Source organism: Thioalkalivibrio sp. AKL7, from assembly GCF_000381705.1.
Taxonomy (GTDB): Bacteria; Pseudomonadota; Gammaproteobacteria; order Ectothiorhodospirales; family Ectothiorhodospiraceae; genus Thioalkalivibrio; species Thioalkalivibrio versutus.
This window is the reverse complement of sequence record NZ_KB906949.1, coordinates 270844-296333: the sequence shown is the minus strand read 5'-3', so window position 1 is coordinate 296333 and position 25490 is coordinate 270844. Positions and strand designations below refer to the sequence as shown.

General features: G+C 65.1%; 23 protein-coding genes and 1 pseudogene. 9 read left to right on the top strand and 15 right to left on the bottom strand.

Features of this window, described 5'->3' with window-relative positions; translation table 11 throughout:
• Positions 1-238 precede the first annotated feature (238 nt).
• The 3 genes from G315_RS0106345 to G315_RS0106335 form a co-directional block, all read right to left on the bottom strand.
• On the bottom strand, positions 239-1762 hold the full coding sequence (locus G315_RS0106345; protein ID WP_019612136.1) for an NAD(P)H-dependent oxidoreductase: 1524 nt from the start codon (positions 1760-1762) through the stop codon (positions 239-241).
• Positions 1763-2173: 411 nt separating this feature from the next.
• Positions 2174-2815 (bottom strand): hypothetical protein, encoded by a 642-nt coding sequence (locus tag G315_RS0106340; RefSeq protein WP_019612135.1) that lies wholly within the window; start codon positions 2813-2815, stop codon positions 2174-2176.
• 168 nt (positions 2816-2983) lie between these two features.
• Positions 2984-5443, bottom strand: a complete 2460-nt coding sequence (locus tag G315_RS0106335) for an EAL domain-containing protein (RefSeq protein WP_019612134.1) — start codon at positions 5441-5443, stop codon at positions 2984-2986.
• A gap of 212 nt (positions 5444-5655) precedes the next feature.
• Here G315_RS0106335 and G315_RS0106330 point away from each other — a divergent pair, with 212 nt between their 5' ends.
• Complete coding sequence (locus G315_RS0106330; RefSeq protein WP_018144257.1) at positions 5656-7188, top strand: L-lactate permease; 1533 nt, start codon at positions 5656-5658, stop codon at positions 7186-7188.
• 433 nt (positions 7189-7621) lie between these two features.
• Entirely contained in the window at positions 7622-8860 is a 1239-nt protein-coding gene (locus tag G315_RS0106325; protein WP_019612133.1) for an MFS transporter, read from the top strand.
• Between the two features lie 4 nt (positions 8861-8864).
• Here G315_RS0106325 and G315_RS0106320 read toward each other — a convergent pair whose 3' ends face one another.
• Both G315_RS0106320 and G315_RS0106315 read right to left on the bottom strand, forming a co-directional pair.
• Positions 8865-9599, bottom strand: coding sequence for a DUF72 domain-containing protein (locus G315_RS0106320; RefSeq protein WP_018144259.1), 735 nt, complete (start codon positions 9597-9599; stop codon positions 8865-8867).
• Between the two features lie 157 nt (positions 9600-9756).
• Positions 9757-10323: a DUF99 family protein gene (locus tag G315_RS0106315; protein ID WP_026338832.1), complete on the bottom strand. Its 567-nt coding sequence runs from the start codon at positions 10321-10323 to the stop codon at positions 9757-9759.
• Between the two features lie 222 nt (positions 10324-10545).
• Here G315_RS0106315 and G315_RS0106310 point away from each other — a divergent pair, with 222 nt between their 5' ends.
• From G315_RS0106310 to G315_RS14110, 5 genes are all read left to right on the top strand, one after another.
• Positions 10546-11025, top strand: a complete 480-nt coding sequence (locus G315_RS0106310; protein ID WP_018144261.1) for a hypothetical protein — start codon at positions 10546-10548, stop codon at positions 11023-11025.
• A gap of 158 nt (positions 11026-11183) precedes the next feature.
• Positions 11184-12086, top strand: coding sequence for a complex I NDUFA9 subunit family protein (locus tag G315_RS0106305; protein ID WP_019612131.1), 903 nt, complete (start codon positions 11184-11186; stop codon positions 12084-12086).
• A gap of 221 nt (positions 12087-12307) precedes the next feature.
• On the top strand, positions 12308-12976 hold the full coding sequence (locus tag G315_RS0106300) for a c-type cytochrome (RefSeq protein ID WP_038031896.1): 669 nt from the start codon (positions 12308-12310) through the stop codon (positions 12974-12976).
• 243 nt (positions 12977-13219) lie between these two features.
• Entirely contained in the window at positions 13220-14494 is a 1275-nt protein-coding gene (locus tag G315_RS0106295; RefSeq protein ID WP_019612130.1) for a hypothetical protein, read from the top strand.
• Between the two features lie 43 nt (positions 14495-14537).
• The gene (locus G315_RS14110; RefSeq protein ID WP_081624450.1) at positions 14538-14870 is read left to right on the top strand and encodes a cupin domain-containing protein; all 333 of its coding nucleotides are present in this window, start codon (positions 14538-14540) and stop codon (positions 14868-14870) included.
• 258 nt (positions 14871-15128) lie between these two features.
• On the opposite strand, the gene G315_RS0106285 is transcribed toward G315_RS14110, so the two are convergent.
• From G315_RS0106285 to G315_RS0106275, 3 genes are all read right to left on the bottom strand, one after another.
• Positions 15129-15692, bottom strand: a complete 564-nt coding sequence (locus G315_RS0106285; protein ID WP_231370708.1) for a hypothetical protein — start codon at positions 15690-15692, stop codon at positions 15129-15131.
• A 168-nt stretch (positions 15693-15860) separates the two neighbouring features.
• Entirely contained in the window at positions 15861-16763 is a 903-nt protein-coding gene (locus G315_RS0106280) for an EamA family transporter (RefSeq protein WP_019612127.1), read from the bottom strand.
• A 294-nt stretch (positions 16764-17057) separates the two neighbouring features.
• Positions 17058-17378, bottom strand: coding sequence for a hypothetical protein (locus G315_RS0106275; RefSeq protein WP_018170136.1), 321 nt, complete (start codon positions 17376-17378; stop codon positions 17058-17060).
• Between the two features lie 367 nt (positions 17379-17745).
• Here G315_RS0106275 and G315_RS0106270 point away from each other — a divergent pair, with 367 nt between their 5' ends.
• The gene (locus G315_RS0106270) at positions 17746-18219 is read left to right on the top strand and encodes an SgcJ/EcaC family oxidoreductase (RefSeq protein ID WP_019612126.1); all 474 of its coding nucleotides are present in this window, start codon (positions 17746-17748) and stop codon (positions 18217-18219) included.
• A gap of 151 nt (positions 18220-18370) precedes the next feature.
• Here G315_RS0106270 and G315_RS14825 read toward each other — a convergent pair.
• The 3 genes and pseudogenes from G315_RS14825 to G315_RS0106255 all read right to left on the bottom strand — a co-directional run.
• Positions 18371-18595, bottom strand: a pseudogene (locus G315_RS14825) (hypothetical protein); the annotation flags it as partial.
• A gap of 145 nt (positions 18596-18740) precedes the next feature.
• The gene (locus G315_RS0106260) at positions 18741-19457 is read right to left on the bottom strand and encodes a nuclease-related domain-containing protein (RefSeq protein ID WP_019612124.1); all 717 of its coding nucleotides are present in this window, start codon (positions 19455-19457) and stop codon (positions 18741-18743) included.
• Between the two features lie 62 nt (positions 19458-19519).
• The gene (locus G315_RS0106255) at positions 19520-20299 is read right to left on the bottom strand and encodes a nuclease-related domain-containing protein (protein ID WP_026182013.1); all 780 of its coding nucleotides are present in this window, start codon (positions 20297-20299) and stop codon (positions 19520-19522) included.
• A 363-nt stretch (positions 20300-20662) separates the two neighbouring features.
• Here G315_RS0106255 and G315_RS0106250 point away from each other — a divergent pair, with 363 nt between their 5' ends.
• A complete protein-coding gene (locus G315_RS0106250) occupies positions 20663-21781 on the top strand; it encodes an alpha/beta fold hydrolase (RefSeq protein WP_018144274.1) in 1119 nt (372 codons plus the stop codon).
• A 215-nt stretch (positions 21782-21996) separates the two neighbouring features.
• Here the strand turns inward: G315_RS0106250 and G315_RS0106245 are convergent, their stop codons facing one another.
• From G315_RS0106245 to G315_RS14630, 4 genes are all read right to left on the bottom strand, one after another.
• Positions 21997-22689 carry a class I SAM-dependent methyltransferase gene (locus tag G315_RS0106245; RefSeq protein WP_018144275.1) on the bottom strand — a complete coding sequence of 231 codons (693 nt, stop codon included), beginning with the start codon at positions 22687-22689 and terminating at the stop codon, positions 21997-21999.
• A 620-nt stretch (positions 22690-23309) separates the two neighbouring features.
• On the bottom strand, positions 23310-23801 hold the full coding sequence (locus G315_RS0106240) for a diguanylate cyclase domain-containing protein (RefSeq protein ID WP_018144276.1): 492 nt from the start codon (positions 23799-23801) through the stop codon (positions 23310-23312).
• A gap of 630 nt (positions 23802-24431) precedes the next feature.
• Entirely contained in the window at positions 24432-25169 is a 738-nt protein-coding gene (locus tag G315_RS0106235) for a transposase (protein WP_018144277.1), read from the bottom strand.
• Between the two features lie 98 nt (positions 25170-25267).
• The gene (locus G315_RS14630) at positions 25268-25441 is read right to left on the bottom strand and encodes a hypothetical protein (RefSeq protein ID WP_018144278.1); all 174 of its coding nucleotides are present in this window, start codon (positions 25439-25441) and stop codon (positions 25268-25270) included.
• Positions 25442-25490 lie beyond the last annotated feature (49 nt).

The following is a 25490-nucleotide window of genomic DNA, read 5'->3' as shown; positions in this document are numbered from 1 at the left end:
CCCATCGGCTTCGGTACTCCGGAAAAGGCTTTCTGCACGTACCGGTGCGGCCAAGATCGACCTGCCGCCAATTGCCAAGCCCTGGTCCCCAACTGGCGCGGGAAGGCCCAGAGAAGGCTGCGCGGCACCCCCGATGTCAGCAGCCAGCAGCGCTTCACCAGTGAACCGCCGTCCGAATAACGCGTGCCACGCACTGGCCCACGATGCCCCCCCATCATCGCCCCGGAGCCACCCACCATCAGCCCTTGACCAGGTTCACCAGGGGGAACAGTCCGAACCAGAGCACATAGCCCAGGGATGCCGCCATCAATCCGTCAATGCGGCCCCTAGGGCCTTCGCGGTGCAGCGCACGCCACAGGAGCCAGACCAGCCAGGCGGCATACGGAACCACCACATACCCGATCCCGGCATAGGCCCCCTGCGCCCATCCCAGCGCATCGAACAACGCGCCGCTGGCGGCCGCCAGGATGGTGAACGACAACGCCACCCAAAGCGCACCGTCGTTCCCCAGGCGCACGGCCAGGGTGCCCTTGCCCACCGCGGCGTCCGCCTCGCGGTCGGGAATGCCGGATAGCGTGATCGAGGGCAGAATCGCCAGGAACAGCGGCAGGCTCAGCAGCCAGGGCAAGGGTGCGGCCCAGTCGCCCGCCAGGAACACATAGCCACACAGCAGCACACCCAGGCTGTGCGTCAGCGCAACGTCCAGCTCCCCCAGCCCCCGATAGCTAAGCTTCAGTGGCGCCGCCGTGTAGCCGATCGCCAGGACCGCCAGGACGGCCATCACCACCAGGATCGGCCCCGAATCCCCGGGTGCGGTCGCCAGCAACGCCACGAACGCGAGGGCGAAGCCCACCAGCGCGAGGGCAATCCCACCGCCCAGCTCGCGCGCGGACAACAGCCCCTCCACCAGCACGCGCGACCCACCGGTGAAGGGGCCATAGAACCGGTTTTGCCGGTCCGAGCCAAAATCCACGCGTTCGTTCACCAGCACCGTGGCCACTTCCAGTAGAAACAGGCACAGGTACCCGAGCCAGAACACCGGGTTGCCGAACACCCCACCCGCCGGGGCGGCGGCCAGCGCCCCCACCGCGTAGGCCACAAAGGTCATCGGATAGAACTGCAAGCGCAACGCCTGGAGCCAGGCACCGGCCTTGTGCGCGAGCCACTCGCCCGCACTTTCGCGCCCCCTGGCCAGACGCAGCCCTTCCTGGCCTGCGCGCTGCAACCAGGCCTCGCGCTGGGCCTCGTCGCTATGGCGCACCGAACCGAACATCAACGAGCGCACCGGCCGGACGCCGCAAAACCCCAGCGTGGCGCGCGCCATCGCATTGGCACCTGGCTGGCGATACACCAGCCGGTGGATCAGCGGCGGCGTATCCATGGTCGTGATCAATTGCGCCGAGCGGCCCTGCAGCAACCCTTCGTACCCGGTACCGCCCTCGCAGGAGCGAAAGGCGAATTCCGGCATCATGATCCGGTCCAGAAAGCCCTTGAGCAGCGCCGGCATGGTGCCCCACCAGGTGGGATAGACAAACACCAGATGATCGGCCCACTCGACGAGGCCGCGCGCGATCTCCAGGTCCTTTTCGAGTGGCTGCTGATTGGGCGAAGGGGTGTGGACGTGCGGATCAAACTCCAGGCTCGCCAGATTCAGGGACTGCACCTCGGTCCCGGCCGCGCGCGCCCCTTCGCTGTAGGCTTCGGCCAGCGCCCCGCACAGGCTATCGGCGCGCGGGTGGCCGAGGATGACGAGCACCTTCAAGCGGGGTCACCCCATGCGGTCGTCATACCTTCGTCCCCCAGCCAGCCGCGGTGACAACCACCGACGTCATGGGTACCGCAAGCCAGGCCCTGCCCGCGAATCGGATTCCACCCTGCCGACGACGTATCTCTGCATGACGAAACCCTCCGTACCGCGCTACTCATCCATACCCACGACCCCACACAAGTCCTCCGTCCACGCCGACCGACCATTTTAGGGCCGATCCCGCGAGTCGAGGAATTCGTCCACCACAGCGGCTCCACCCAGAACATAGCCCGCGCCAGAGAGGCTTGCTACCGATCCGTCATACCCGGAAGCGCCGTTCCGTTAGAGAGCTCACAAGATCCAGTCCACCGGAACAGTCACCGGGCGTACGAGAAGCGGTCGCGGCGAACTGCGTCTGCGGGTGGCTCAGCGACGCGGGTTACGGATTCCCAGCGCTTCGGTATCCCGTTGCGGTTCGGACGGCCGGCGCAGTTCTGCGACGATCATACGGAGCGATACGGCAAACAGAACCGTCCCCAGCACCAGCATGCCGTCGACCAGCCAGCCATTCGCCAGAAACGGAAAGATCGGACCGTCATTACCCCCGAGCTTTTCAGCCAGTCCCAATCCCAGCAGGAGCGACCCCGGCGTCTGCACCAGCGCCGCACGGTGAAAGGGGTGCATCCGCGCAGTCGACCGCTGTGCCGCGGCCACCGCGGACTCCTGGACGGCATCCGGCGCGGCCGATCTGGCCGCCTCCGGCGGCGGTGAGCCCGGCGCGATGCCCCTCTCAGCAGGGTCCTCGGGGACCCCTGCAGGGTGGCGATAGGCAAACACCCACCACATCAACAACGGGCTCCCAAGGAACGCGAACAGCACCAGCCCGAAAGCCCCCGCCCCGGATGCCTCGCCACCGTTCAGCGCATGCGCGAGCAATACCGTGGCAAAGGGCAGCGCCAAGGTCGCGAAGGCATACAACACCCGCACGCCAAGCGCGGCGCGCCGTCGCGATAACAGCATCACCAATGCGGCCAGTACCGCGAAACTGTATACAACCAGAAGAATCATGAACGCCTCCCTGCGTCATGTGATTGGAACGGTCCGTCGCTGCGGGGCCTGGCGACCCCGCCTGCCGATCCTACCGTCCTGGACCATCCGTTGCTCGTGACCGCCCCCTGCGCCTTGCCGGCCTGACCGCATTCTTCGCAGGCGTACTGTCCTGTCTGACCGAGCCGATCAGCCCGCGTCGTCCAGGCCTGGAAACTCGAGTTCGTAGCGCAGCTCTTCCTCTGGCTGCCGGATGAAGTTCCCCTGAACCAGGTCGATCTGGGCCTGCCACAACAAGGCCAGACCATCGGCATCCTCCACATAGCTGGCCATGGTGTAGGCACCGACCTCCTTGGCCTGACCCAGGAGGCCGTTGAGCCGTAACGAAGGCGTGGCGGAGTGATGCAGCCCCACGGTGAGTTCCCGCGCGATCTTGACGTAGTCGGGCCGCATTTCGGCAAGCATCCGGCGCGTATCGGCATCGGTACTGGCGCCAAAGTGTTCCAGGGCGATGCGGATCTCCAAATCCCGAAGCGCATCGCCAAAGGCCGAGAGCTGATCCATCCGGCCCAGCACATCGCCCTCGCGGAGTTGCAGAACCAGGCTTCCCGGCCATACCGGGTGCACGGCAAGTTGCTTGCCCAGCCAGGGCAAAAAGCTCGAATCGCCGAGCGAGCCGCGGGACATCTTCACAAACAGCCGCGACTGCGGATGGCTCACGGTTCGGGCATTGAGGATGCCAAGGGCATTACTGATGACCCAGCGATCGAGATGCCGGTCGAGCTCGAGCCGTTCCGCCATCTCGACGAACTGTCCCGGCAACAGGATCTTGCCATTCGGCTCGCGGATTCTCAGCAGCACCTCATGGCGTTCGATCTGATCGGACCCACTGATATTCGCGATCGGCTGAAACACCGGGAACAGTCGCTTTTCCTTGATGGCATGGGCAATGGTGCGCCGCCAGTGATTGCGCTCTTCGACCTCCAGATCCGGCGTCAGCAACTCCGGATCCAGTTGCACCCGGTTGCCGCCGCTGTCGCGGGCCTCGCTACAAAGCGCGATGGCACGGTCCAAAGCCTTGAGCGGACGTTCCCACATCACCTGTCCGACACCGATGCTGGCCGCAACGGTTCCACCGGGGAGACCGGACACAGCGGCACCGGCAGTCTGCTCATGCACGCGTTGCGCGAGTTCGACGATCTCCTTCACGTCCTTGCGTTGGGCAATCGCAATCAAGCCCGCCTCACCATGGCTCACCACCAGATCACCCGGGGCCATGGCCCCGCGAATCCGGCGCACGAACTGGTTGCGAGTCTGCTGGTAGTCGATCGGACCGAGGCGGGCGAGTAGCGCCCCCGGGTCATCGAACGCCCACTGCAGGACCACCGCGGCCCCCTGCGCAGGATCAAGGCCGTCGAGATGGCATAACACGAGACGCTCGAACTCCAGGGGATGCACCAGTGTCGGCGATCGGACACGCTCGGCCTGGCCGTGCGCCCGCGACCGAGTACGGCGGTGCCATGCAGCCCGCGCACGAACCCGGCAGACGATGTCCGCATCGGTACTGGCGGGCGGCAGGTAGTCGAGCATCCCATTGCCGGGCGAGCCATCCGGTGCCCCCGGCACATCCAAAGCCAACAGGGGGATATCCAGAGACATGTCGTGGGGCAACAACAGACGGCTGATCTCCTCCGCGGTGACCCCCGGCAAAGACCCGGCGATCACTACCGCCTCTGGCCGACGATCCGCCACTCGATCAACCACCTCCAGCGGGTCCACGCTGATGCCCACCTCCAGGCCGGCCTGCCGCAACATGGACGCCGGCTCCTCGACAGACCCGGTGTCCGCGCCGAGCATCAGCACCCGGTACGGGATCAGAAAGTCGTCCTGCACCAGCCCGCGTATGGCCCCCACCAAGTCCAGGTCCGTCACGGGCCGCTTCAACAGGGCATCGGCACCGGCGCGGAGCACATGCAGCTCGGCCTGTCCTGCGGCTCCTCCGCTGACTGGCGCCAGGATGACCAGCGGCACGCCCGGCAGCGAAGCGTCACGCAGATGGACAAGCCGCGACAGTTCGGCGTCATCCATCGCCGCCAGTTCGGCGATCATCACGTCGGGTGGGGTCGCGTCGCCCGGATGCGGCAGGGCTGCCTCATCGGCGCACGCAACAACCGAATAGCCGTGTATTCCCAGCAGCAAGGCGGTCTCGCTCTCCGGCGAAGCATCCGCCCCGAACAGGCATACCAGAGGCCGCTGGATCATCGGGCCCGACGCGGCCGTCTCGGCGTCGTCCGCGGCGAACGGCACTTCGCCGCGCACACTTTCGCGCAGCCGCAGAACCAGGGCTCCAATGGTCTCGAGATCGGCCGGGTTGGGACGCACCGTGGTGGCCGCATACTGCGCCAGCCGCTCATCAATCCGGCGAGCGGTGGTGAAAGAGTCAACCATGGCCGAGCCGGTCAGACCGCTCACCAAAGCCCGCGTTATGCCCCGGACATCCATCACGTCCTGTGGCCGGAACCCGCGCTGGCGCACGATGTACCAGCGGTCCCGGAGGTCATCGACCACCTTCGGAAGTTTCTTCAAGAAGTCCGTATCAAGGGCATCCGCGGCGCCCCCGGATGACTGGGTTTCGGAGTTCTGCATCATGTAGACCCGGACGTGAGCAATTCAGCGTCACTATAGACAAGTATCCACGGCCCATGGGGCCGAGCGTCCGGCCCTGACCTCCAGGACGCTGCGCGACCCTGCGAGCTCTTCGCGGGGCATAACGCCAAGGGGCCTTGTGGCAGCCTGATTCGGTTATTCCCGAACCGAGCCCCGGGTTAGGATGACGCCTTGCGCATAACGGGAGAGGGATCGTGCTGTTCTGGCTCACGTTGGTGCCGTTCGTGTTGCTGTTCGTGTGGCTGGTGCCGTTGCGGCGGCCGGCCTTTGAAGCGGCGCCCATCGCCTATTTCGCCACCCTGGTGCTGGCCGTTCTGGTCTGGCAGATATCGGGCACGGTGCTGGTAGCGAGTCTGCTGGATGCTGCCATCGTTTTCGTGGAGGTCCTGCTGATCATCCTGATGGCACTGCTGGTGCTGAACGTGATGATCGGGACCGGGCACATGAGTGCAATCCAGTCAGTCATCGCCAGCGTCTCGCGCGACCACCGGGTGCTGGCCATGCTGCTGGGGTGGGGGCTGGTCGGTTTCGTAGAGGGCATCGCCGGCTTCGGCACCCCCGCGGTACTGGCGGCACCGCTGCTGGTGTATTTCGGCATGCGGCCCCTGAAGGCGGTCGCCATCGCCCTGATCGGCAACAGCACCGCCGTCCCCTTCGGTGCGGCCGGAACGCCCGTGATCATCGGCTTCGCCGGCCTCGGCCTGGATGCGGAGACCACCCGCTCGGCCGTGTTGCAGACGGCGGTCATCCACACCGTCCTCGCACCGTTCATTACGCTATTCATGGTCTGGGTGGCGACCCTCGGCGAGGAACGCGGGCGCTTCCGCGAGTTCGTGCCCTTCGCCGTGCTGTCGGCGCTGGCGTTCGGCATCCCCTATCTGCTGGTTGCCTGGCTGGTGGGGCCGGAACTGCCCGCGATCATCGGCGGCGTGGTGGCAATGGCGGTGATTGCCCTGGCGGCCCATCGCGGCTTCCTGCTACCCCGGCACGAACGGCGCCCAGAGGTCGAGCGGGCCCCAGTCGGGCGCGTGCTCCTGGCCTTTGTGCCGTTCGCGGTCATGGCCGTGGCACTGATCGCCTCGCGCACCATCATGCCGCTGCGCGAGGCCCTGCAGTCCGTGCGCTGGTCACCGGGCGAGTTCCACGGCATTGAGCTGGGGCAAAGCCTCGCCCCGCTGTACACACCCTATTTCTACTTTGGCCTGGCCCTGCTCACCGCGCTGATCCTGTTCCGCGTAAGCCGCGCCACGCTGGGTCAGGCGGTGGCCGCCACCTGGGGCAAGCTGCGCGTGGCGGCCATCGTGCTGGCGTTCATCATCGCCCTCACCCAGCTCCTGCTGAGCTCCGGCTCCAACGCCGCCGGCCTGCCGTCGATGCCACAGGTGCTGGGGCAGGGCCTGGCGGAATCACTGGGCGGGACCTTCGTGATGTTCAGTGCCTTCCTCGGCGCCCTGGGCTCGTTCATGACCGGAAGCGCGACCGTCTCCAACCTGCTGTTTGCACAACTCCAGGCAGACACTGCCGATGCCCTGGGCATGGCGCTCCCAACCGTCCTCGCCCTGCAACTGATCGGCGCCGGGGTGGGCAACATGATCTCGCTGCACAACATCGCCATGGCGGCCGGGGCCGCCGGCCTGCAGGCCCGCGAGGGTCAGGTGATCCGCGAGACCATCATCCCGGTCATCGTCGTCTGCCTCGGGGCCGGCTTGCTGGCGCTCGCCTGGTAGGCGCGGGAGTGCCATATGAGCTCGGCCCACGTGAATTCTTGCTCATGGAGGATGATGGGTGCCCCCTTCTTCTCCTCGGGTCGCGTGCATCCGGGACTCACTGCAAAAACCGACGATGCAGTCCGCAAACAAGGTCATGGGTGTCTTCTTGTTTGCCGGCCGTGGTTTCCGGGCAAACTTCAGCAGGCATTCCCGCTTCTGACAGCGGCGGGTGACATGCCAGCAATGACCCGGTACGTAGTGGCGATGGGCTCGTCGCATGGGCCCCTCCCTGGAATACCCATTCGACGGCAGAAATTGCAGCTTCGAGCGCCAATGACACCCGATTTAACCTCGTTTCATCTCTATTTTCGACATTGCGCGTGTTCCGCCCCGTTTTGCGCTCAAACCTGACCTATAGTTCTTTCAAAAACCCCGCCGCGCCGCAGATCCCATGACCGAGACCTCGGACATCCGCAGGAAGAGCTTCGTCGCCCACATGGCGACGGTCTTCATCAACGCCCTCAACGACAACTTCTTCCGGCTGGTGGTCATCTTCATCGCCATCCGCGAGTTCGTCGCCGAGGGCGAAGGCACCTTCTACTACAGCCTGGTCGGTTTCGTGTTCCTGCTTCCGTTCGTGCTGTTCTCGCCATGGGCGGGCTACATCGCCGACCGCTACAGCAAGAAGATCGTGATCGTCTGCACCCGCATGGCCGAGGCCGCGGTGCTGCTGACCGCCGCGCTGATGCTGATCACCGACAACTTCCCCGGCCTGCTGGTGACCACCTTCCTGATGGGCCTGCAAAGCACGTTCTTCAGCCCGGCGAAGTTCGGCATCCTGCCGGAGCTGGTGCGCTACCCGCAGCTATCGCGCGCCAACGGACACATCCAGCTATGGACGTTCCTGGCGATCATCCTCGGCACCGCGCTGGCCGGCTTCGTGATGGAGTTCGCCGGCGAGGCGCTGTGGGTCCCGGCGGCCCTGATCGTGGCGCTGTCCGTCACCGGTCTGGTGACCAGCTTGTTCATCGCCCCGACCCTGGCCACCGACAACCCCGCGCCGTTCCGCCTGAACCCGTTCGCGACCGTCATGCAGTCGGTCACCGAGATCCGGCTACACCGCGTCCTGTTCATGGTGATCCTCGGCATCGCATGGTTCTGGGCTCTGGGCACGCTGTACCAACTCAACGTCCCACTGTTCGCCGAGGTCCATCTGGAGCTGGGCGAGCTCGCGACCGGCATCATCCTGACTACGCTGGCGCTCGGCATCGGAACCGGCAGCATCCTTGCCGGCTACCTGTCGCGTGGCGGCATCGCCATGCACCATGCCCCGGCCGGCATGATCGCGGCGGCCCTGATCAGCGCATTGCTGTACTTCGCCACCGACAGTTACCCCGCAACGCTGGTGCTGATGGCCCTGCTGGGCATTGCCTCCGGTTTCTTCATCGTACCGATCACCGCCTACCTGCAGGGTCACAGCCCCGCTGACCGGCGCGGCCGCTTCATCGCCGCCAGCAACTTCCTGGCTTTCTCCGCCATGCTGGTGGCACCGGTCCTGTTCTGGCTGCTTACCGGGCCCGCCGGTGCCACGCCCGCACATGTGTTCGTGATCGGTGGACTGGCCTCGCTACTGGTCGGGCTAACGGCCCTGCGGCTGTACCGCCGCCATCGCGCGGAGGCGGATGCCTGAGCCATCAGCCTGCATCCCGCAGCCGTTCGATCAGGCGCTGGACGTCCCGGGGCGCGGCGCCCTCGGCATCGTTATCGAAGTAGACATGCACCTCGCGCCCCTGTGCCAGCCACTGCCGCACGCGGTCGGCCCACTGGTCCAGCAGGCGGTCGCTGTAGGCCGAGGCATAGGTGCGGGTATGCCCGTGCAGACGACAGTAGACCAGCGGGCCCGCTATGGCCTCCCAGCACGGCCAGTCCGGGGCATCGGACTGGCAGATCCCCACTCCGGCCGCGTCCAGCTGCCCCGCCACCGCCACGGTAAACCAGCTGGGATGGCGAAACTCGATCGCATGCCGCACCTCCGGCCAGAAGCCCAGCGCGTTGGTGAACGCCTCCAGACGCTCCTGGTTCACCGCGAAGTTCGGCGGCAATTGCCACACGACCGCCCGCAGCCGGCTCCCCATCGGTTGCATGCGGTCGCGCAGCAGCCGAACCGGGTCCCCGGCGTCCTTCAGTCGGTGGATATGCGTGACGAAGCGGCTGCCCTTGATCGCGAAGCCGAAATCCGGCGGCGTCTGCTCCGCCCACCGCCGCACGGTCGTACTCGCGGGCAGGCGGTAAAAGGTGGCATTGATCTCCAGCCCGCTGAAATACCGCGCACAGTGGGCGAGCCACTCGCGCTGTGGAACCCCGCGGTAGAAGTCTTCCTTCCACGCCCGGTAGTTCCAGCCGGACGTCCCGACATACGCACAGGCCATCGAGACCTCCTTCAGGCTTGCCTGCAACGAGTGTAGCCACAGGCCTGACGCCCTATCCGGAGGGTGCCCCAATCTCGCCTGCACTCATGCAGTGGAGTCGCGTGCGGAAAGCGGGCGGCCCAATGTCCGCCCGTTCCCGGACGGCTCGCGCCCCCGGTCACGGACGGTGACGACTCGCCCCGGTCGTCACACCGCCTGCGATCATGTGCGCCACCCGCAGTGGTTCCGGCAACCGGCTATGGACGCGCTGGTCTTCCAGGAGCCTCTGCGCCGCCTCGGGACTCAGCCCGCAGCGCTGCACGTACAACCCCGCCAGCGGTTCCATGACGCCGGCGGCCTCGATCAGTCGCCACTTGCGCACGCCCCCTGGAACAGGCCCGAGCAGCGCGCGACGAATCGCGGGCAGATCCGGTGCGTGGCGCGCCACCGCGAGGATCGGTAACCCGGTGCGCGCGTGCAGCGCCGGCAGGTCCACCACGTTGAATCCGGCCAGGGTGATCCCCTGCAACAGGATCGCGTGCAGTTGCGGTGCAAACGGACTGTCCAGCACGCATTCGGCCAGACACGCGGTGGCGTTGGCTCCGTCACGGCGCACCCGCGTCGAGATCACACCGTCCAGCCGCATGCCGGCGAATACCGCACCGACCACCAGCACATCACCCCGATGTGGCCGCGCGAACGGCGCATCATCGAAACCCACCACGTGTGAAAGACGCTCCTGCATCCGCTTCCCGGTCTGCCGCCTCTCGCGCCGCGGCGTTTCACAATTCCACTGGTGTCCGCCCAGGCCTCGCCAACCCGGAGCGCACTCGGGGCGGGCCCCACCCGCATCGGCCCCGCCCGCTCCGGCGGCCCATAACGGACTCGCCTCGAAGGGCCACCGGTTGCAGAGGCGCCCGCAATACCCTACATCATGGCAGATACAAGCCCCGTTCCAGAGCAGACCGTGACCGACGAACTGCAACGCATCCGCTTCCTGATCAAGCGTGACGGCGAGGCCGCCACGCGGGAATGGGTCGAGCGCACATTGAACATCTACCGCGAAGCGCTGGCCGGTGCGGGCAATCACCCCCCGGCAGCGCACTACCGCTCGGAGTTCGAGCACTCCATCCGCCGCTTCGAACAGTGGCTGCACGGCAACATGAGGGACGACACGATGACGTTATCCGTCGAGGAGTTCTCCCGGGCGCGGGAGATGGTCAGCGGCCTGCTGGAGGAACTGCATTTGGCGACCTACACGTTCGATGTCGAGCCGCACGACGATGGCTGGGAGATTCGGGTCGAATGCGCCGCCGAGGACGGCTGGATGACCCAAACCTTCGCCGCTAGCCGCGAGGAGCTGCGGCGCGGCGACGACGCCGGTGTGCGTCAGCGGCTGCTTGATGCCTGGGCCGGGCAGCTGGCCGGATGTCGACGCACGCGCTGACTGGACGCCTGACCGTTCCCAAAAGGCACACACAGCCCTTGAATCCACGCCGGCCCGGGACATTTCGTACTTCTGCCCGGTCTCACCCAGTACCTGGACGACTGATCATTGACACCCCACATCTGGCGCCAACCTAGAGCGCACAAAGGGGGCTCGCCATGCGCCCGGACCTGATCACGGTATTTGGCGGCACCGGCTTTCTCGGCAGCGCGATCGTGCACGAGCTGATCGACGCCGGACACCCCGTGCGGATTGCTTCGCGCCGGGCGGCGTTACCCGCCGCGCTGGAACAACATGCCCAGGTGGAGCACTGCAGCGCCGATATCCGTGACGATGCCGCCGTCACCCGGGCCCTGGAGGGCGCCTGCGGCGTGGTGAACGCGGTCAGCCTGTATGTGGAACACCGCGACCTCCGCTTCACCACCATCCACGTGGAAGGCGCTGCCCGCCTCGCCCGATCGGCGCGCGAGGCGGGCCTGGCGCGAGTCGTGCAGATCTCCGGGATCGGGGCCGACAGCCAGTCGCGCTCCGCCTACATACGCGCCAGGGCCGAAGGCGAGTCGGCCGTGATCCGCGCGTTCCCCGACGCCTTGATCGTGCGTCCCAGCGTGCTCTTCGGCCCGCATGATGCCTTCCTGCGCAACCTGGCCGGCCTTGCGCGCCTGCCGGTGATCCCCCTGTTCGGCCGCGGAGAGACCCGCCTGCAGCCGGTGCACGTGGCCGATGTCGCCCGCGCCGTGGCCAGGCTGTTCGCCGCCACCCCGCCCGCACACCCGGTGTTCGAACTCGGTGGTCCCGACATCATGACGTACCGCCAGATCCTGACTCGGGTACTGGTTCACCTGGAACGCCAGCGCCCGATGGTGCCTGTGCCCTTCGCGCTCTGGCACGCACTGGCCCGGCTCGGCTCGCTGCTACCGAACGCACCCCTGACCCGGGACCAGATCTTCCTGATGCAGCACGACAACGTCGCCGACGAAACGGCGGGAAGCTTCGCCGACCTCGGCATCACGCCCCGCAGGCTGGAGGATTCCCTTCCGGACTGCCTCCCGGCGGAATGATTCCCGGATGCGCAGCCGCGCAGTGCGAAACCCAGGAAGCTGGGTGTCCTCTTCCTGCTCTCTTCCTGTCCTTTCCTGTTCGCCGGGGATGCGGCACGCCGGACCGCGGCTATATCCGGCGGCGCACACCTCACAAGCCCGCCAAATGTGCACCGCAATTGCACCATCGTTGAAACCGCCCTATGTTCCTGAAGATAACGTCCTGCAATCGTGGTGATCCGATGGCACGAGCGCACACCTTCAACCGAATCACTGTCCGGCCACTCGCGCTGTTAACCGCCCTGTGGCTGCTGGGCGGCGCCGCCGTCGCCGAGGACGACCCGGGCGCCCAAATTGCGCAGGAAGGCAATGATCGCGGCGCGACCGCCTGCATCCAGTGCCACGGCGAACAGGGCCAGGGCCAGGGACAGCCCCCATTCCCGCGCCTGGCGGGGCTCCCGGAGGCCTACTTGGTCGAGCAGATGACGGCCTACCGGGAAGGCCAGCGCCCGAATGCCACCATGGCCCAGATCGCCCAGCATCTGGACGATGACGAGATCGAGGCGGTCAGCCGCCACTACGCCGAGATGAAACCGGCGGGAGGGCCGCACCGGGTGCCCGAAGACCTGGTAGAAAAAGGGCGCGAGATTGCGCTCGAAGGGCTGCCGGAGCGAAACATCCAGTCCTGCGCCTCCTGCCATGGCGAACAGGGGCGCGAGCGCAACCCCAGCCTGCCACCGCTCGCCGGCCATCCCCCGCGTTATCTCATGGCACAGCTCCAGGCCTATGCCCAGGGGGCCCGCAAGACCGCCCTGGCCGGTTTGATGCAGGGCATCGCCCAGGAGCTGGAGGAAGAAGAGATGGCCGCCGTGTCGGCCTACTTCGCCTCGATTCCCGCCCGCGAGGAATGACCCCTTTGCTGCCGCCGCCCGGACCGGACATCAACGAGCCCGGAGGGCGCAGGGCCGTGGGGGCCCGACTTCCGTCCACCCCGCCGGCGGGCTCAATCCCTAGATATACCCCCGACGCGTAGCGAGCCTCGACCGCAGTGCGGAAATGTCCCGGAGTGGGTATCTTGTTGGCGCGGGACAAGGCAATCCCGCTGTCGGGTCTGGTCTCGCACGGCCCGGATGAGTCAAAACAGGGAGAGAAACATGCCAGGGAAACTGATCGTGGGCGGCCTCATGGTCGCCGCCGCCGGTGTCGGGTATTACCACTACGAGGTCCGGCAGGTCGAGCAGAAGCTCGACGACATGGTGGAGATGCTCCAGCCGCTCGGCACGCTGCACTACTCCGACGTCGGGTTCGGCCTCGGGGGCGAACTGCACGTCAACGGGCTGCTGTTTGAACCCAACAACACGGCCATCGGCCGCATGCGCGCTGACCGCATCACCCTGGAAGCCGGAAACCTGTGGCGGCTCGCCCGGCTTCGGCACACGCTGGATGCCCGACGCCTGCCGCGGCAGCTCGGGTTTTCCGTGCACGGGCTGACCCTGCCGGCCGGCATCGCCACAGGCGCGCAGGGCGACACGCCTGCGCTGTGGCTCGACACCGCCGGCTGCGGGGCCTATCAAGCCGCCCCGCCGGACGCCCTGATGGCCGCACTCGGCTATCGCGACATCCCGCTGGACTTCGGCGCCCACTACCACCTCGAAGAGGACCGCAACAGTCTGACCGTGCACAGCACGTTCGGCATGGGCCCACTGGGCCAGGGCTCCTCCACCGGACGCTTCGACATCCAGGCCGCCTCGAACCGGGCCCGCGATCTCGCTCCGGCGCTAATGACCGCCTCGCTACAATCCTTGACCGTGGGGTACGCGGACCGGGGGTACTACCCTGCACTGATGGAATTCTGCGCGAACGAGATGGAGATGGCTCTCGAGGACTATACCGAGCACCACAAAGGCGCCTGGGTCGAGGCCTGGCGCCCCTTCGGCGTGCAGCCCGGGCCCACGATGGTCGATGCCTACGGACGCTTCATCGAGGATCCCAAGGACGTTTCGCTGCGCATTGGCCCGATCGACAACCCGGCGCTGCTCTGGGCCAACGTCGACACCCCGACCCACCTGCTACGTCGGGTCGAGTCCAGCCTGACCGTAGCCGGAAAACACTACGGTCGCGTCGATCTGCGCCCCGTCACCCCGGGCCCCGCCAGACCGACGACGACCGAGAATACGAACTTGAACACGGGCCCGGCCGCCTCGACCACGGCACCCGATTTATCGCCTGTCCCGAACATCGCACTGAATGCCCTGGGCGACCACATCGGCCGCAATATCCGCATCCAGCTCGCCGACGGGCGCACCCGCGATGGCGAACTGCTCGGAATCGAGGAGGAGCACATCCGTGTGCGCCGACGCTTCGGCAGCGGCTACATGGTCGTGCCAATCGCGCTGTCCGACATTGCCGATGTGCGCCCACTCCGCTGAGGCCTGCGCGCCCCGCCATTGCAGAAAGCTGCTGGAGCACAACATGGCATTGCACCACGCCACACCCGGAGAGATCGTGGACGTTCGCCCCCTGGGGAAAGAACTGCGCGGGTCAAAAAGTGCAACGCTGCTGCGTTCGCAGCATTTGCAAGTCTTCCGCGTCGTGCTCCTCAAAGGCGAAGAGTTCAGTGATCACGCCGTACCCGGAGAGATCACGGTCCAATGCCTGGAAGGCTCGGTCGATTTCCGTATCGGGGAAGACAAGGTCCAGCGACTCACCGCCGGTGCCCTGATCTACCTGAATGGGGGTCAGCCCCATGCCCTCAAGGCGCTGGAAGACGCGTCAGTCCTGGTGACCATCTACCACCCGCGATAGCCTGATCAACCGATATTTGGCGTGATTCCACGCCACCATCCCGGACTGCACCGGGCCGGTTCCAGGCCCAGGCGCCACTCAGCGCTTGCTTGAGACGGAACCGACTGCCTCTGCGCGCTCGAGTAGAGCCCCCGGGCCCAACACCCCGCGCAGCGCTCCGCAAGTCTGACCGAGCCCATTGCTGTCGCCCGTACGACGCCTCATCTCGCGCGCGGCAAACGCCGCAATCGGAGCGCCCCTCGCCCTTGGCGCGCAACCTCATAGAACCTTTACGAAATAATGCGCAAATTCAATCTTAAGGCGATTTGCCGCATCCGCCGCCACCCGGCATTCCTCGTTAAATTCCTCGCTGAACGCACTCTTGGCTCGATGCAGCTTGCGCACACCCGCCGCCCCGATCCAGGCACCATCGCGTTCCAGACCGGCCTCCTCGTAGTACATACTTCCGCACTCGTTATATTGATCTCTAAGCTCGGATCGATTGCCTAAATAATGTTCGACCCTCGCCTGAACCCGCGCGCTCTGCTCCTGATCGATTCTTAGGCTAATCACCTTCCCAACCTCACAGAGAAGATCATCGTGGCTCAGCCCACTGCAATACTTTTCCTTGTAGGCATCGATTTCGCCGTCCTCGGTCGATCCTCTTTCGATCTCGATTAGTGCCTCGTAAGCCAACCGACAGTCTTCCGAGTCTTCGCGAGCCTGATGGCATTCAGAAGACCGATCATAGGCGGCCTCTCGGTCCTTGTAGGTTTCGGCGGAACCACCACAGCCTGCCAACAGGGCTGGAAGCATGATCAAAATGAGCCTGGGTTTCATCATGCATCCTCGAACAATCATACGTTTACCGACCAACAGGCCGTCTGGAAGAGGCGGGAGAGAGGCGGGAGAGAGGCGCGGTGCGGGCCCCGCACCATGACCAGCCCGGGTTGCCCCGGGACCATGGTCGGACTTTGGTAGCGCGTAGAGCGACGAAGTCGCGTCCAAGCGCTAGTCCGCGCGTGGCTGGGGCGGAACCGATTGCTTCTGCGAGCTGGAATAGACGCTCAGGGCGGTCACGGTCAGCAGGATCAGTCCCATGCCAAAGACCTGGAGTGCGCCCAGGGTCTCGCTCAGGAACACCACGCCGAACAGCGACGCAGTCACCGGCTCGACCATCGCCACGATGGACGCGACAGCGGGTGCCGTGTGGTTCAGGCCGATGATGTAGAAAATGAACGACAACCCGGCGCCCAGCACGCCCAGTATCACGAACAACGGCCAGCTCGGCGTGCTCAGCACAGCCACGGTCTGCTCGGGATCGCCCAGCCCGAACAGGATGACGACCAGGACCGCGAACGCAATCACCAGAATCGCCTGCGGGCTGCCGTGGGGTGCCGCGAACTTGAAGCCGAAGATGAAGACCGCGTAGGACAGCCCGGAAGCCAGACCGGCCCCGGCGGCGATCGGCGTCACGTCACCGGCACCGATATCGTAAATACCCGTCAGCAGCACCACACCCAGCATGACCATCGCGATCGCGACCCACTTGAACAGGGTGGGTTTTTCGAGCCCGAGTGCAAAAGAGACGAGATAAACGAATACCGGCGCGCAGTACATCAGTGTCGCAGCCACCGCGACACTGCCCTCGGCGATGCTCAGGAAGTAGAAGGTGAAGTTGCCCGCGACCCCCAGGCCGGCGATCGCCGACCAGAACCACATGCGGCCACTGGCCAATCCGCTGCCATGCGGGCGAATCGCAAGCCAGGCGAGCACGAACAGCAGCCCGATCGCGCCCCGGTAGAACGACACCACCACCGGATCCCAACCCTGGCCCGTGAGAATGCCCCCAATCCCGCCGGACAGCCCCCAGGAAAACGCCGCCAGGGCGACGAACAGCGTGCTCAGACCCACCACTTTTTCGGATGAAAGCGACCTCAGCGGGGTCGGTGCGCCCTGTGCCATTCAGCCAGTCCCTATCGTGGGTCGTGAGTGAGTCCCGACCCGTCGATCTGCTGGTCGGCGACATGTTTCGCGTTGACCCCGCGATGGGTCAGCGAAACGCCGCACAATATAACAGCGCCACACGTCGTGATGTTGTGAGACATCAACGAGCCCGGGACATTAGAGAAGCCCTTGCCGCTTGGGTGGAGGCGCGGCGCGAAAGGACGGCCTGAGCCCTTGCCGCCCTCGCGGCTCCCGGGCAAATCAGTCGTGGACGATGATGCGCGCGCCGGCGGGGTCGATATCGACGCGGGAACTCGAATACTCGCAGGCGTCCGCGATTTCCTTCAGCTCTGGCATATTGTTGAGCTCCGCCAGTTTCCGCAACAGGCCGCCTTCGCAGTCGCATTGCATCCCTCTGTCGGGATCGGCTGTGCACTTGAACTCACCCCCATCCACCGACCAGTCCATGCCCGATGGCATCTGCAGGATGACGGGCTCCTCGCGCATTACCTGCACCTTCACCCGATCCGTGTTCTCGCCACGCTCCCAATCCACGGTCGGCAAATTGTCTCTGGCCATCATGTCACTCCTTCCATCCGAATATCCCGCGTAGTGTCACGCGATCCATGCCCAGCGTACGAGGCGCCTTCCGGCCCTTGCTTTGATGCCAGGCCCCTTCCACTTTCCGCCAAAATGGGCTGATGTCAGGATGCAGTCCGTACGGTGTCAAACATAACGAAGATCGTTGGTGTCCTTTGTTGCTCGCACATCCATTGCGCCACTCAAGCCGACGGGGGGCCCATTTGTGCGGGAAATCGCCGCAGCTGCTCCCTTGGCGATGCCGGCCTGCTACATCCGAAGGTAGACCCCATAGCGCGGGCTCGCTGGCACTCAGGCCGACACTCCTGTACACAGGGGGCGCCTGTCACAAACACCATCCGGAGCTTGCATGTCCAGGAAACCGTTCCTACTGATCGCCTTGCCCCTGGCCGCACTCATGGCGGCCCCTGCTTGGGCCGACGACGGCGAGATCCAGCGCATCCTGGAGGCCAAGGGGGCCGCATGGGAAGCCGGCGATGGCGAGGCCTGGGCGCGCGACTATGCGGAGAACACCGGGGTGATCAATCTGGTCGGCACGCGCCTCGAGGACCGTTCGAGCAATGCACAACGGCATACGGACTTGCTGCAGGGCCCCTTTGCCGGAACCTCGCTAAGCGTCGACGTACAGGACATCATCCTGCTCGGCGACGACACCGCCTTCGCGGAGGTCATGTTTCGGGTTTCGGGCATTGAATCCATGCCGGAGGGCCTGCCGGACCGCGGCGACGGCGAGCTGCACACGCGCATGAGCTTCCTGTTCGAACGCCACGATCACCACGGCTGGCAGATCCAGTTCGGACAGAACACCGCCGTGCACCCATAACAGACGGCGGCGGCGACGGGGTCGGACCACGATAACCTACTGACTTAATGAACTTATATCGCGCCAAACTCCCTTTCTAGACGCTTATCCGCCCTGTTTGGTGGTCAAGACCGTGTATCCACCCGATAACCTGCGCCGGTTTAGGACTGGCCACCCACCCCGCGATCCACGACGTCACCCGCCATCTCGCCCTCCCCAAATGGCGTACCAGCAGGTGCACGCGCAGCGAGGTGAGCATGGCGTTCAGCACACACAAACCGTAGCGCTGCCGCGCGTCATACAGCCAGTACCGCCCGAGCCTGCGGTCACGGGCAAACTTCAGCAGGAACTCCTGCTTGAGACAGCGATGGACCACATGCCAGATTGGCCCAGCCAGTGATGGCTTCCCTCCCTGAAATAGCCATTTGACGGTCGAAATGGCGGCTTCAAGCCCGAATTCGGGCCCTGGTCCAGATATGTTCACCGCCGTTTCCAACCCTTACCCTGGTCCGCCCCCCCGATGCGCAGCCACTCTCGACGATTCAGCCCTTCAGGGTCGCGATGGCCTGCACCGTGTTCTCCTTCACCGGGCGCGGCCGCTCCGGCTTGAAGTTCCGGATGTACTCGACCACCTCGGGGCCGGTGAGCACGGGTACCGACAGGTCGGACGAACGCCCCAGCGAGACATCCGGGTGGGTGAACAGCACGATCGGCTGGATCCAGCGCTTCGCCTTGCGGCTCTTCAGGTATTCACTCAGCAACCACACCTGCTTCTTCACCTGCCTGATGGGATTGCGCATCTCCTTGCCATAGCGGTTTCCGCGACGCCCCGTCTTGCTCACGGTCCATTGCGGCCGGCTCTCGTCACAGTTGATCGCCCCGTTGTTGTGCTTCACCTCGATCACGAACACCGCCTCCGGTCCGGTCACCACCAAGTCGGTCTCCACCATCCCGGTGCGGGACTGTTCGCTGGGCAGATCCACCTGATTGAAGATCGCGAATGAATCCGGGAGCTTCGAAAGCCAGTCCAGGGCCGCATCCTCGCCGCGCGCCCCCGCCTCGATCACCGCGCTGCCACCGATGCTGCCATACAGGGCCGCCACGCCCGCAAGCGCTACGAGCCCTACGAGCGGATGAATGAAGAAGGCCGCAACCGCGACCGGAAGGCCCAGGATCAGGACCAGATTCCGCCCCTTCGCCTGAATCGCCTTCGACTCCTCGGTCAATCGATTCGCGGTCACGTACCGGGTATTCGCCATGGCCCCTTCCTTTTCATTTCCGGAACGAATCGAACGCCTCCACGATGCCAGATTGAGTCCGACTACTGGACCGGCTTCGTTCCGCGGCAGCCGGGATACTGCGTGCACCCCCAGAACTCCTGGCCAACCCTGGAGCCGCGACGTGCCTTCCGCTTCATCATCGCCTCGCCGCATTTCGGACAGGCCGGCCCGGCCGGGGCCTCATGCCGTTCGCGTAGCTGCTGCACGTGGGCCCGGTGCGTATGCCGAGAAGGCTCCAGCCGGCGACCCTTCAGCTGGTCCACCAGGGCCTGCACCTCGTCATCGCTCCACACCTTCGTGCGGAACGAACGGATGTAGCCGAGCAGCCCCAGGCCCCGGACCACGTTATCGGGCATCGGCGTCTTGAAACGACTGCCGCCGACGAAGACCACCACCGAATGGATCTTCTCGGGCTCGACCTGCAGCGCATCGGAAATCGCCCGTTCATGCCGGTAGTTCTGGCGCAGCGGATTCTGGAAGCGAAACGACCGGCGGTAGAAACGTTGCGTCCATTGAGCCTGCCGCGCACCGCCAAAGATCCACCCGCGCATGTTCTTCGTCTCGATGACGAAAATGCCGAAGCGGGACACCAGCACATGGTCGACCTGCGTCGTCCCGTCGCCCGTCTCCAGCGTGACATCGTGAAGCGCGTGCCCCGCCTTGCCGTCCAGGCCCACCGCCAGAATCAGGCGAACCACACGCTCACCCACCCAGCCCTTGACCATCGGCAGCCGACCGATGGCGAACAGCACGACCAGGATCCAGGCCCACCAGAATCGCAGCATCCCCTCCAGAAATGCCCCGCCCAGATTGATATCCATCACATCCCCTTCTTGGCCCTCCGGGCGAGTAAAGCTGAACCAAGCATCGGCCGCAAACAGATCATGCGTGCCCTCTTCTTCTTGGGAAGCCACTCATTCCTGCGCCAGATCCAGGCACAGCTGGATATCCGCGCCGTCGACCGCTCCGTACGCACCGAATCGGACGCTTCACACCTCGCCGAAGACCCCGCACCTTACAGCCCCACTCATGGCCGAAAATGGCCACTCCAAGGCCAAAACCCTTTGCCGATCAGGGCGCAACCTGTTCATTGCACCCTACGCCTGGAGGTCCGACCCGGCCACTCCGGATATAGACTTATGGTACCGGCGGGACTGGTACCGCTCATCTGACAGGAGAAACGCATGCTTCGCATCGCTGCTGTGTTGCTGAGTCTCCTGATGCTGACCAGCTGCATCAGCACCCAGAGCTGGGAGGCAACGCGCGTGCTCCAGGACATCGAGGCCGGCGCGGGACCGAGCACGCTGAAGGCCCGCACCCCCGAGCCCATGCGCCAAACGCTCACGCTCGAGACGGGCGAAGGTGACATCGCGGCCGACCTCTATCATCCCCAGCAGGATGTGGGGGCCCGCATCGTCCTCGTGCCGGGCTTCACGCCACAGGGCAAGGACGACCGCCGGCTGGTACAACTCGCCACTACGCTGGCGCGAGCGCGCTTCCTGGTGCTGGTGCCCGACCTGCAGGGCTCGAAAGACCTCAGTGTGCGCCCCGAGGATGCCGCTGCCATCGGTGATGCCGCGGCCCTTCTGGCCCGTCTGGAAGTGGAGCGCGCAGCCGATGAACAAGACGTGGGGGTCGCGGCGATCTCTTATGCCGTGGGCCTTGCAGTCCTGGCGACGCTGACGCCGGAGGGGGAGGAGGCCATCGACTTCCTGGTCGCGATCGGCGGCTACTACGACACGAAGAACGTGATCACCTTCTCCACCACAGGGGCCTTCCGGGAGCCCGGATCCGCCCACTGGCAAACGCGCACGCCGGACCCGCAGGCGAAGTGGATCTTCCTGCGCGGCAATCTGCACATGCTGAATGACCGCGAAGACCGCGCGATTCTCGAAGAAATCGCGCGCCGGCGCATGGGCGACCCCAAGGCCCCCATCGACGACGTGGCCGATGATCTCGGCGATGAGGGGCGAAGCCTATTGGCGTTAATCCTGAACGATGACCAAGACCGCGTCCCGGAGCTCCTGGATGATCTGCCGGCCAGCGCGCAGGCGGCCATCGAGATGCTGTCCCTGGCCGACCGCGACCTCTCGCATCTTTCCAACGGTGCCATCCTGATCCACGGTCGGACCGACGTCATGATCCCGCACACCGAAAGCGCGCGCCTCGCCCGTGCAATCGGCGAGGCCGACCTGCACCTGATCGACGGCTTTTCCCACATCGACCCGCAAGGCGTGGGGTTTATCGGCCAATGGCAGCTCATCCGCGCGGTGGCGGACCTGATCGCGCGGCGGTCGAATTGACCCTGTGGATGGTAACGAGGTCCGCCCCCGTCATGTGGTCATGAATCTTATCCTTTGGCAGATATGGCCCTGAGGGTGCTGGCGATTGGAATGGCTTCCCTCCCTGGAATGACCCATTTGAAGACAGAAATTGCCGCTTTAAGCCCGAATTCGGGCCTTGATCCGCCGATTTTCTTTTCCTGTTCCACCGTTGGCGTGGTCCCACGCCGCTCCTCCTATTCCCGGCGCCCACCAGCCCCGGGCCGCACAGGCGGCCCGGGGCTTTCGGCCGCTCCGGCGTTGCGGGTAGCCGCCACGACGACGAACGCGCATTCACCGCGCCCCGGCCGCAGGGGTTCGATATCCCGCATCCCGGCAAGCGGCCCCGCAAGGGTCTGTACCCACCCATCGATCGAGAAGCCGCCATGCACAAGCAGCTGTTCCACTTCGTCCGCGGAATGAAAAGTGGCGTCGCGGTAAAACACGCTCTCCGACTGATGCGCCAGGTACTCCTGCCCCAGTGGACTGTCGCGGTCGATAAAGCCGATTACCAGACGGCCACCAGGCCGGAGCACCCGCTGCGCCTCGGCAAGCATGCGCGCGGGAGAGTCGACAAAGCACAGGGTTGTCACCACCAGGGCATAGTCGAAGCTGCACGCCTCAAAGGGCATGTCTTCGGCCGTCCCCTCCACGATCTCGATACCCCGGGCAGCCGCGTGGGCCAGCATTGCCGGGGAGGGATCGAGGCCCACCTGCACCCCGAGCGGCGCGGCGAAGCGTCCCGACCCTACGCCGATCTCGAGCCCCCGGCCTACCCACGGCACAAACGCGCGCAGGGCCAGCAGTTCGGAGAGATAGGCCGGTTCGTGCTTGTCGAACCACGCCTCATAGCGCTGATGGTGCGCGTCGAATGGGGCCACCCTGGGCATCGGACAGTCACTCCCGCTAATACGTCGACGAATCTGCGATTGGCGTCCGGCAATGACGTAGTAGTACGCGTCTAACCGCGGCCGCGCGCGGTGGCGCGCAGCAGCTTCATCAGGATATAGCGTTCCCGAAACCGGGCTGCCAGCTCCGCGGCATCACGGGGCGCAACATCGGCCAGGAAAATAAGTCCGAGTGGGGCACCGGTGTCAGCCTCTGTCCCTTGGCCTGACTTCCTTCACTGGAAGTCCCATTTGATGACCGAAATTACCGCTCTAAGCCGTACTTATGCCCCTTTCCGACCGATTTTCTTCGGTTATTCCGCACGTTACCGTAGTCCGACCCCGCTATGTCTGACCTGGTCCGGCGTCCCGCCCCGGCCGCGCGCGTAGGAGCCCAGCCCCCTGGGCGATGCGGCACCGGACACACCACTCAGAGAGCCAAGTCATGGGTGTCCTCTTCCATTTCTTTACTGCCGAGCCTTCCAGAACTCCCTGCCGCTCTATGCCAACGAATGGGCTGCCCTGCCCCCAAGCTCGGACTAGCGCCGTGCGTCACGCTCGGGCCGAAAGCCCATGGGTGTCCTCTTTCTCCACCTCTTTCTCCGCGCCCGCTACACGGGCTCCTAGTATGTGGCCGCCAGTTCGGCTCTGCGGATCAATGCGGCGGCCTCGTCCCCGTCGAGCGAGGACACGGCGACTCCGATACGCGAGTCAAGCCTGCCTCCATCGATCTCGTCTAACGAAAGACTGCCAAGCACCTCGCGGATACGGTCCGCGGCGGCCATCGCCATGGCGGGTGAGTCGACGTCGGAAAGGATCATGCTGAACCGTTCGCCACCGCAGCGGCACACGGTATCGGCACCGCGCACCGATCGTGCCAGCGCCTCGGCTACGTGTTGCAGCACGGCGTCGGCCGCCGGCCACCCCCAGCGGTTCCGGATCCCCTCGAGCGGCTCGACGTCGACCAGCAACAGAGCGACATGCCGCCCCCTGCGCCCGGCCTGGAAAAGGCTTTCCGCCAGGCGTTCCGCCAGCACCGAGCGCCGGGGCAGACCGGTCACCAGGTCGTAGCAGGCGAAATGCCGCGCCCAGGCCTGCTGTTGAGCCTTGCGCATCGCCTGGCTCCGTGGGCGAAAATCTGCCCCCAAGGCGTCCGGCCGGAACGCCGGAAGCGCGCACATGCCCAGTTCCCATTCGAGGGTCCCCGCGCCAATCGAATCTTGCTGCCCCGCCGCAGGGATCGATGATTCAACCTTCCCTGATTGCCGGCTGGCCGAGCCCGAGCGCACCCGTCCGGCCGCAGCAGTGCGGTCGTCACCGGATCGTGACATGGATAATCCCCCTGTGAGCGTGTCAATCGTAGAACCAACAGGTAGTGTCAACTTTTCGTCGGTTCGCCGCCGAATGCACTTGTCCACTCGCTTTTTGTGGTTACTACCTGACCGAAAAAGCCTTCGGGTCTCCCCTCGGTTACAGTCGTTGCGGAGCGCCGTGGAATCGGCTGGAAGCGGCGATAGGTATGGGTTCCCCTTCTTCGCTTCTGCAACAATTGACGCCCTGCGGCGACCAATTATGGCCTTGGGCTAACGTGACGGGTACACGTCACCTGAAGGGAGAAGCGCATGCTTCGCATCGCTGCCGTGGGAAGGCCGGAGGCCGGGGTCGGACCTCGCTACCTGACTGTTTTAACCGACATTATTGTGCCCGCCCCCTGTCCATGAATGCCCTATCCGCCATTTTCATGGTCAATACCGCCCGTCCATGGCATAACTCGCGGCATCCTCACGAACACACGCGGTATCCCCCGCCTGTTCCACCTCGCGCCCCGGCGAACGTATCCCCAACGCCCTCTGCACTTCATCCACATACGGCCGGCTACCCACGGCGACGGACGTTGTCCAGCGATCGTCCCGGCTGGCACGATCCGAAGCCAGCGCCTCTTCCACCCACATTCGATGGCATTCCCTCAGCTCTGAGAACGAACCCATCTCCAGCGACTCCAGCAGCGCTTGCTGGTCCATTACGCGGTATCGATCCGGCGGGTCCTGGATCTCCCGATACCCGCTGGCTTCCCAGTCAGAGGGATGCTGCACCACCCCCGCCCGGACCATGTTCAGGTCGATGTACACCAGACAACGCGCCAAATGGGTGCCGCTCTCTACCGCCGTTGCGTGGTAGCGGTCCTCCCAGAACGCCCCCTTCCGACCCTTGCGCCGGTTGTAAGCCTGACCGACTCGCCCCGCGATCAACTGCATGGCCCGCAGGATCTCGCCACGGCCCTCATCCCGTAGCAGCAAATGCACGTGGTTGGACGTCACGATGTAATTCAACACACAGAGCCCGTAGCGCCGCCGCGCTTGGTACAGCCAGTACCGCCACAACCGACGGTCGCGGGCGAACTTCAGCAGCAACTCCTGCTTATGACACCGGTGAGTGATGTGCCAGACATGGCCCGGCAAGTGATGGCGATTCGCACGTGGCATGGCTTCCCTCCCTGGAAGTCCCATTTGATAGCCAAAATGCCTACGATAAGCCTCAACCACACCCTTCCTCGACCGTTTTCCTTCGATCTTTCCGAGGGTTACCGTGGTCCGACCCCGTCATTGTGCTCGAGCACCCAGCCGCGCCGGTGCTCGTAGTTCTTGCCCGAATAGAAATCCTCGCCACACAGGAACGCGCGGCGCACACAGCGACAAATACAGTGGTAATACGGCGTCGTCTCGACCGAGACGAGCTCTTTCCTGGCTCTCGTCATCTCCGGACCCTCCCTGGTCCATGCACTCCCCCTGAAACCTAGTCCGGCC

What these genes read in the sequence shown, in the direction of transcription:
- G315_RS0106340 (WP_019612135.1), bottom strand. Translation starts at nt 2,815, where the DNA reads ATGATTCTTCTGGTTGTATACAGTTTCGCGGTACTGGCCGCATTGGTG.
- G315_RS0106335 (WP_019612134.1), bottom strand. Translation starts at nt 5,443, where the DNA reads ATGATGCAGAACTCCGAAACCCAGTCATCCGGGGGCGCCGCGGATGCC.
- G315_RS0106325 (WP_019612133.1), top strand. Translation starts at nt 7,622, where the DNA reads ATGACCGAGACCTCGGACATCCGCAGGAAGAGCTTCGTCGCCCACATG.
- G315_RS0106320 (WP_018144259.1), bottom strand. Translation starts at nt 9,599, where the DNA reads ATGGCCTGTGCGTATGTCGGGACGTCCGGCTGGAACTACCGGGCGTGG.
- G315_RS0106315 (WP_026338832.1), bottom strand. Translation starts at nt 10,323, where the DNA reads ATGCAGGAGCGTCTTTCACACGTGGTGGGTTTCGATGATGCGCCGTTC.
- G315_RS0106305 (WP_019612131.1), top strand. Translation starts at nt 11,184, where the DNA reads ATGCGCCCGGACCTGATCACGGTATTTGGCGGCACCGGCTTTCTCGGC.
- G315_RS0106300 (WP_038031896.1), top strand. Translation starts at nt 12,308, where the DNA reads ATGGCACGAGCGCACACCTTCAACCGAATCACTGTCCGGCCACTCGCG.
- G315_RS0106295 (WP_019612130.1), top strand. Translation starts at nt 13,220, where the DNA reads ATGCCAGGGAAACTGATCGTGGGCGGCCTCATGGTCGCCGCCGCCGGT.
- G315_RS14110 (WP_081624450.1), top strand. Translation starts at nt 14,538, where the DNA reads ATGGCATTGCACCACGCCACACCCGGAGAGATCGTGGACGTTCGCCCC.
- G315_RS0106285 (WP_231370708.1), bottom strand. Translation starts at nt 15,692, where the DNA reads ATGATGAAACCCAGGCTCATTTTGATCATGCTTCCAGCCCTGTTGGCA.
- G315_RS0106275 (WP_018170136.1), bottom strand. Translation starts at nt 17,378, where the DNA reads ATGATGGCCAGAGACAATTTGCCGACCGTGGATTGGGAGCGTGGCGAG.
- G315_RS0106270 (WP_019612126.1), top strand. Translation starts at nt 17,746, where the DNA reads ATGTCCAGGAAACCGTTCCTACTGATCGCCTTGCCCCTGGCCGCACTC.
- G315_RS0106260 (WP_019612124.1), bottom strand. Translation starts at nt 19,457, where the DNA reads ATGGCGAATACCCGGTACGTGACCGCGAATCGATTGACCGAGGAGTCG.
- G315_RS0106255 (WP_026182013.1), bottom strand. Translation starts at nt 20,299, where the DNA reads ATGGATATCAATCTGGGCGGGGCATTTCTGGAGGGGATGCTGCGATTC.
- G315_RS0106250 (WP_018144274.1), top strand. Translation starts at nt 20,663, where the DNA reads ATGCTTCGCATCGCTGCTGTGTTGCTGAGTCTCCTGATGCTGACCAGC.
- G315_RS0106245 (WP_018144275.1), bottom strand. Translation starts at nt 22,689, where the DNA reads ATGCCCAGGGTGGCCCCATTCGACGCGCACCATCAGCGCTATGAGGCG.
- G315_RS0106240 (WP_018144276.1), bottom strand. Translation starts at nt 23,801, where the DNA reads ATGCGCAAGGCTCAACAGCAGGCCTGGGCGCGGCATTTCGCCTGCTAC.
- G315_RS0106235 (WP_018144277.1), bottom strand. Translation starts at nt 25,169, where the DNA reads ATGCCACGTGCGAATCGCCATCACTTGCCGGGCCATGTCTGGCACATC.
- G315_RS14630 (WP_018144278.1), bottom strand. Translation starts at nt 25,441, where the DNA reads ATGACGAGAGCCAGGAAAGAGCTCGTCTCGGTCGAGACGACGCCGTAT.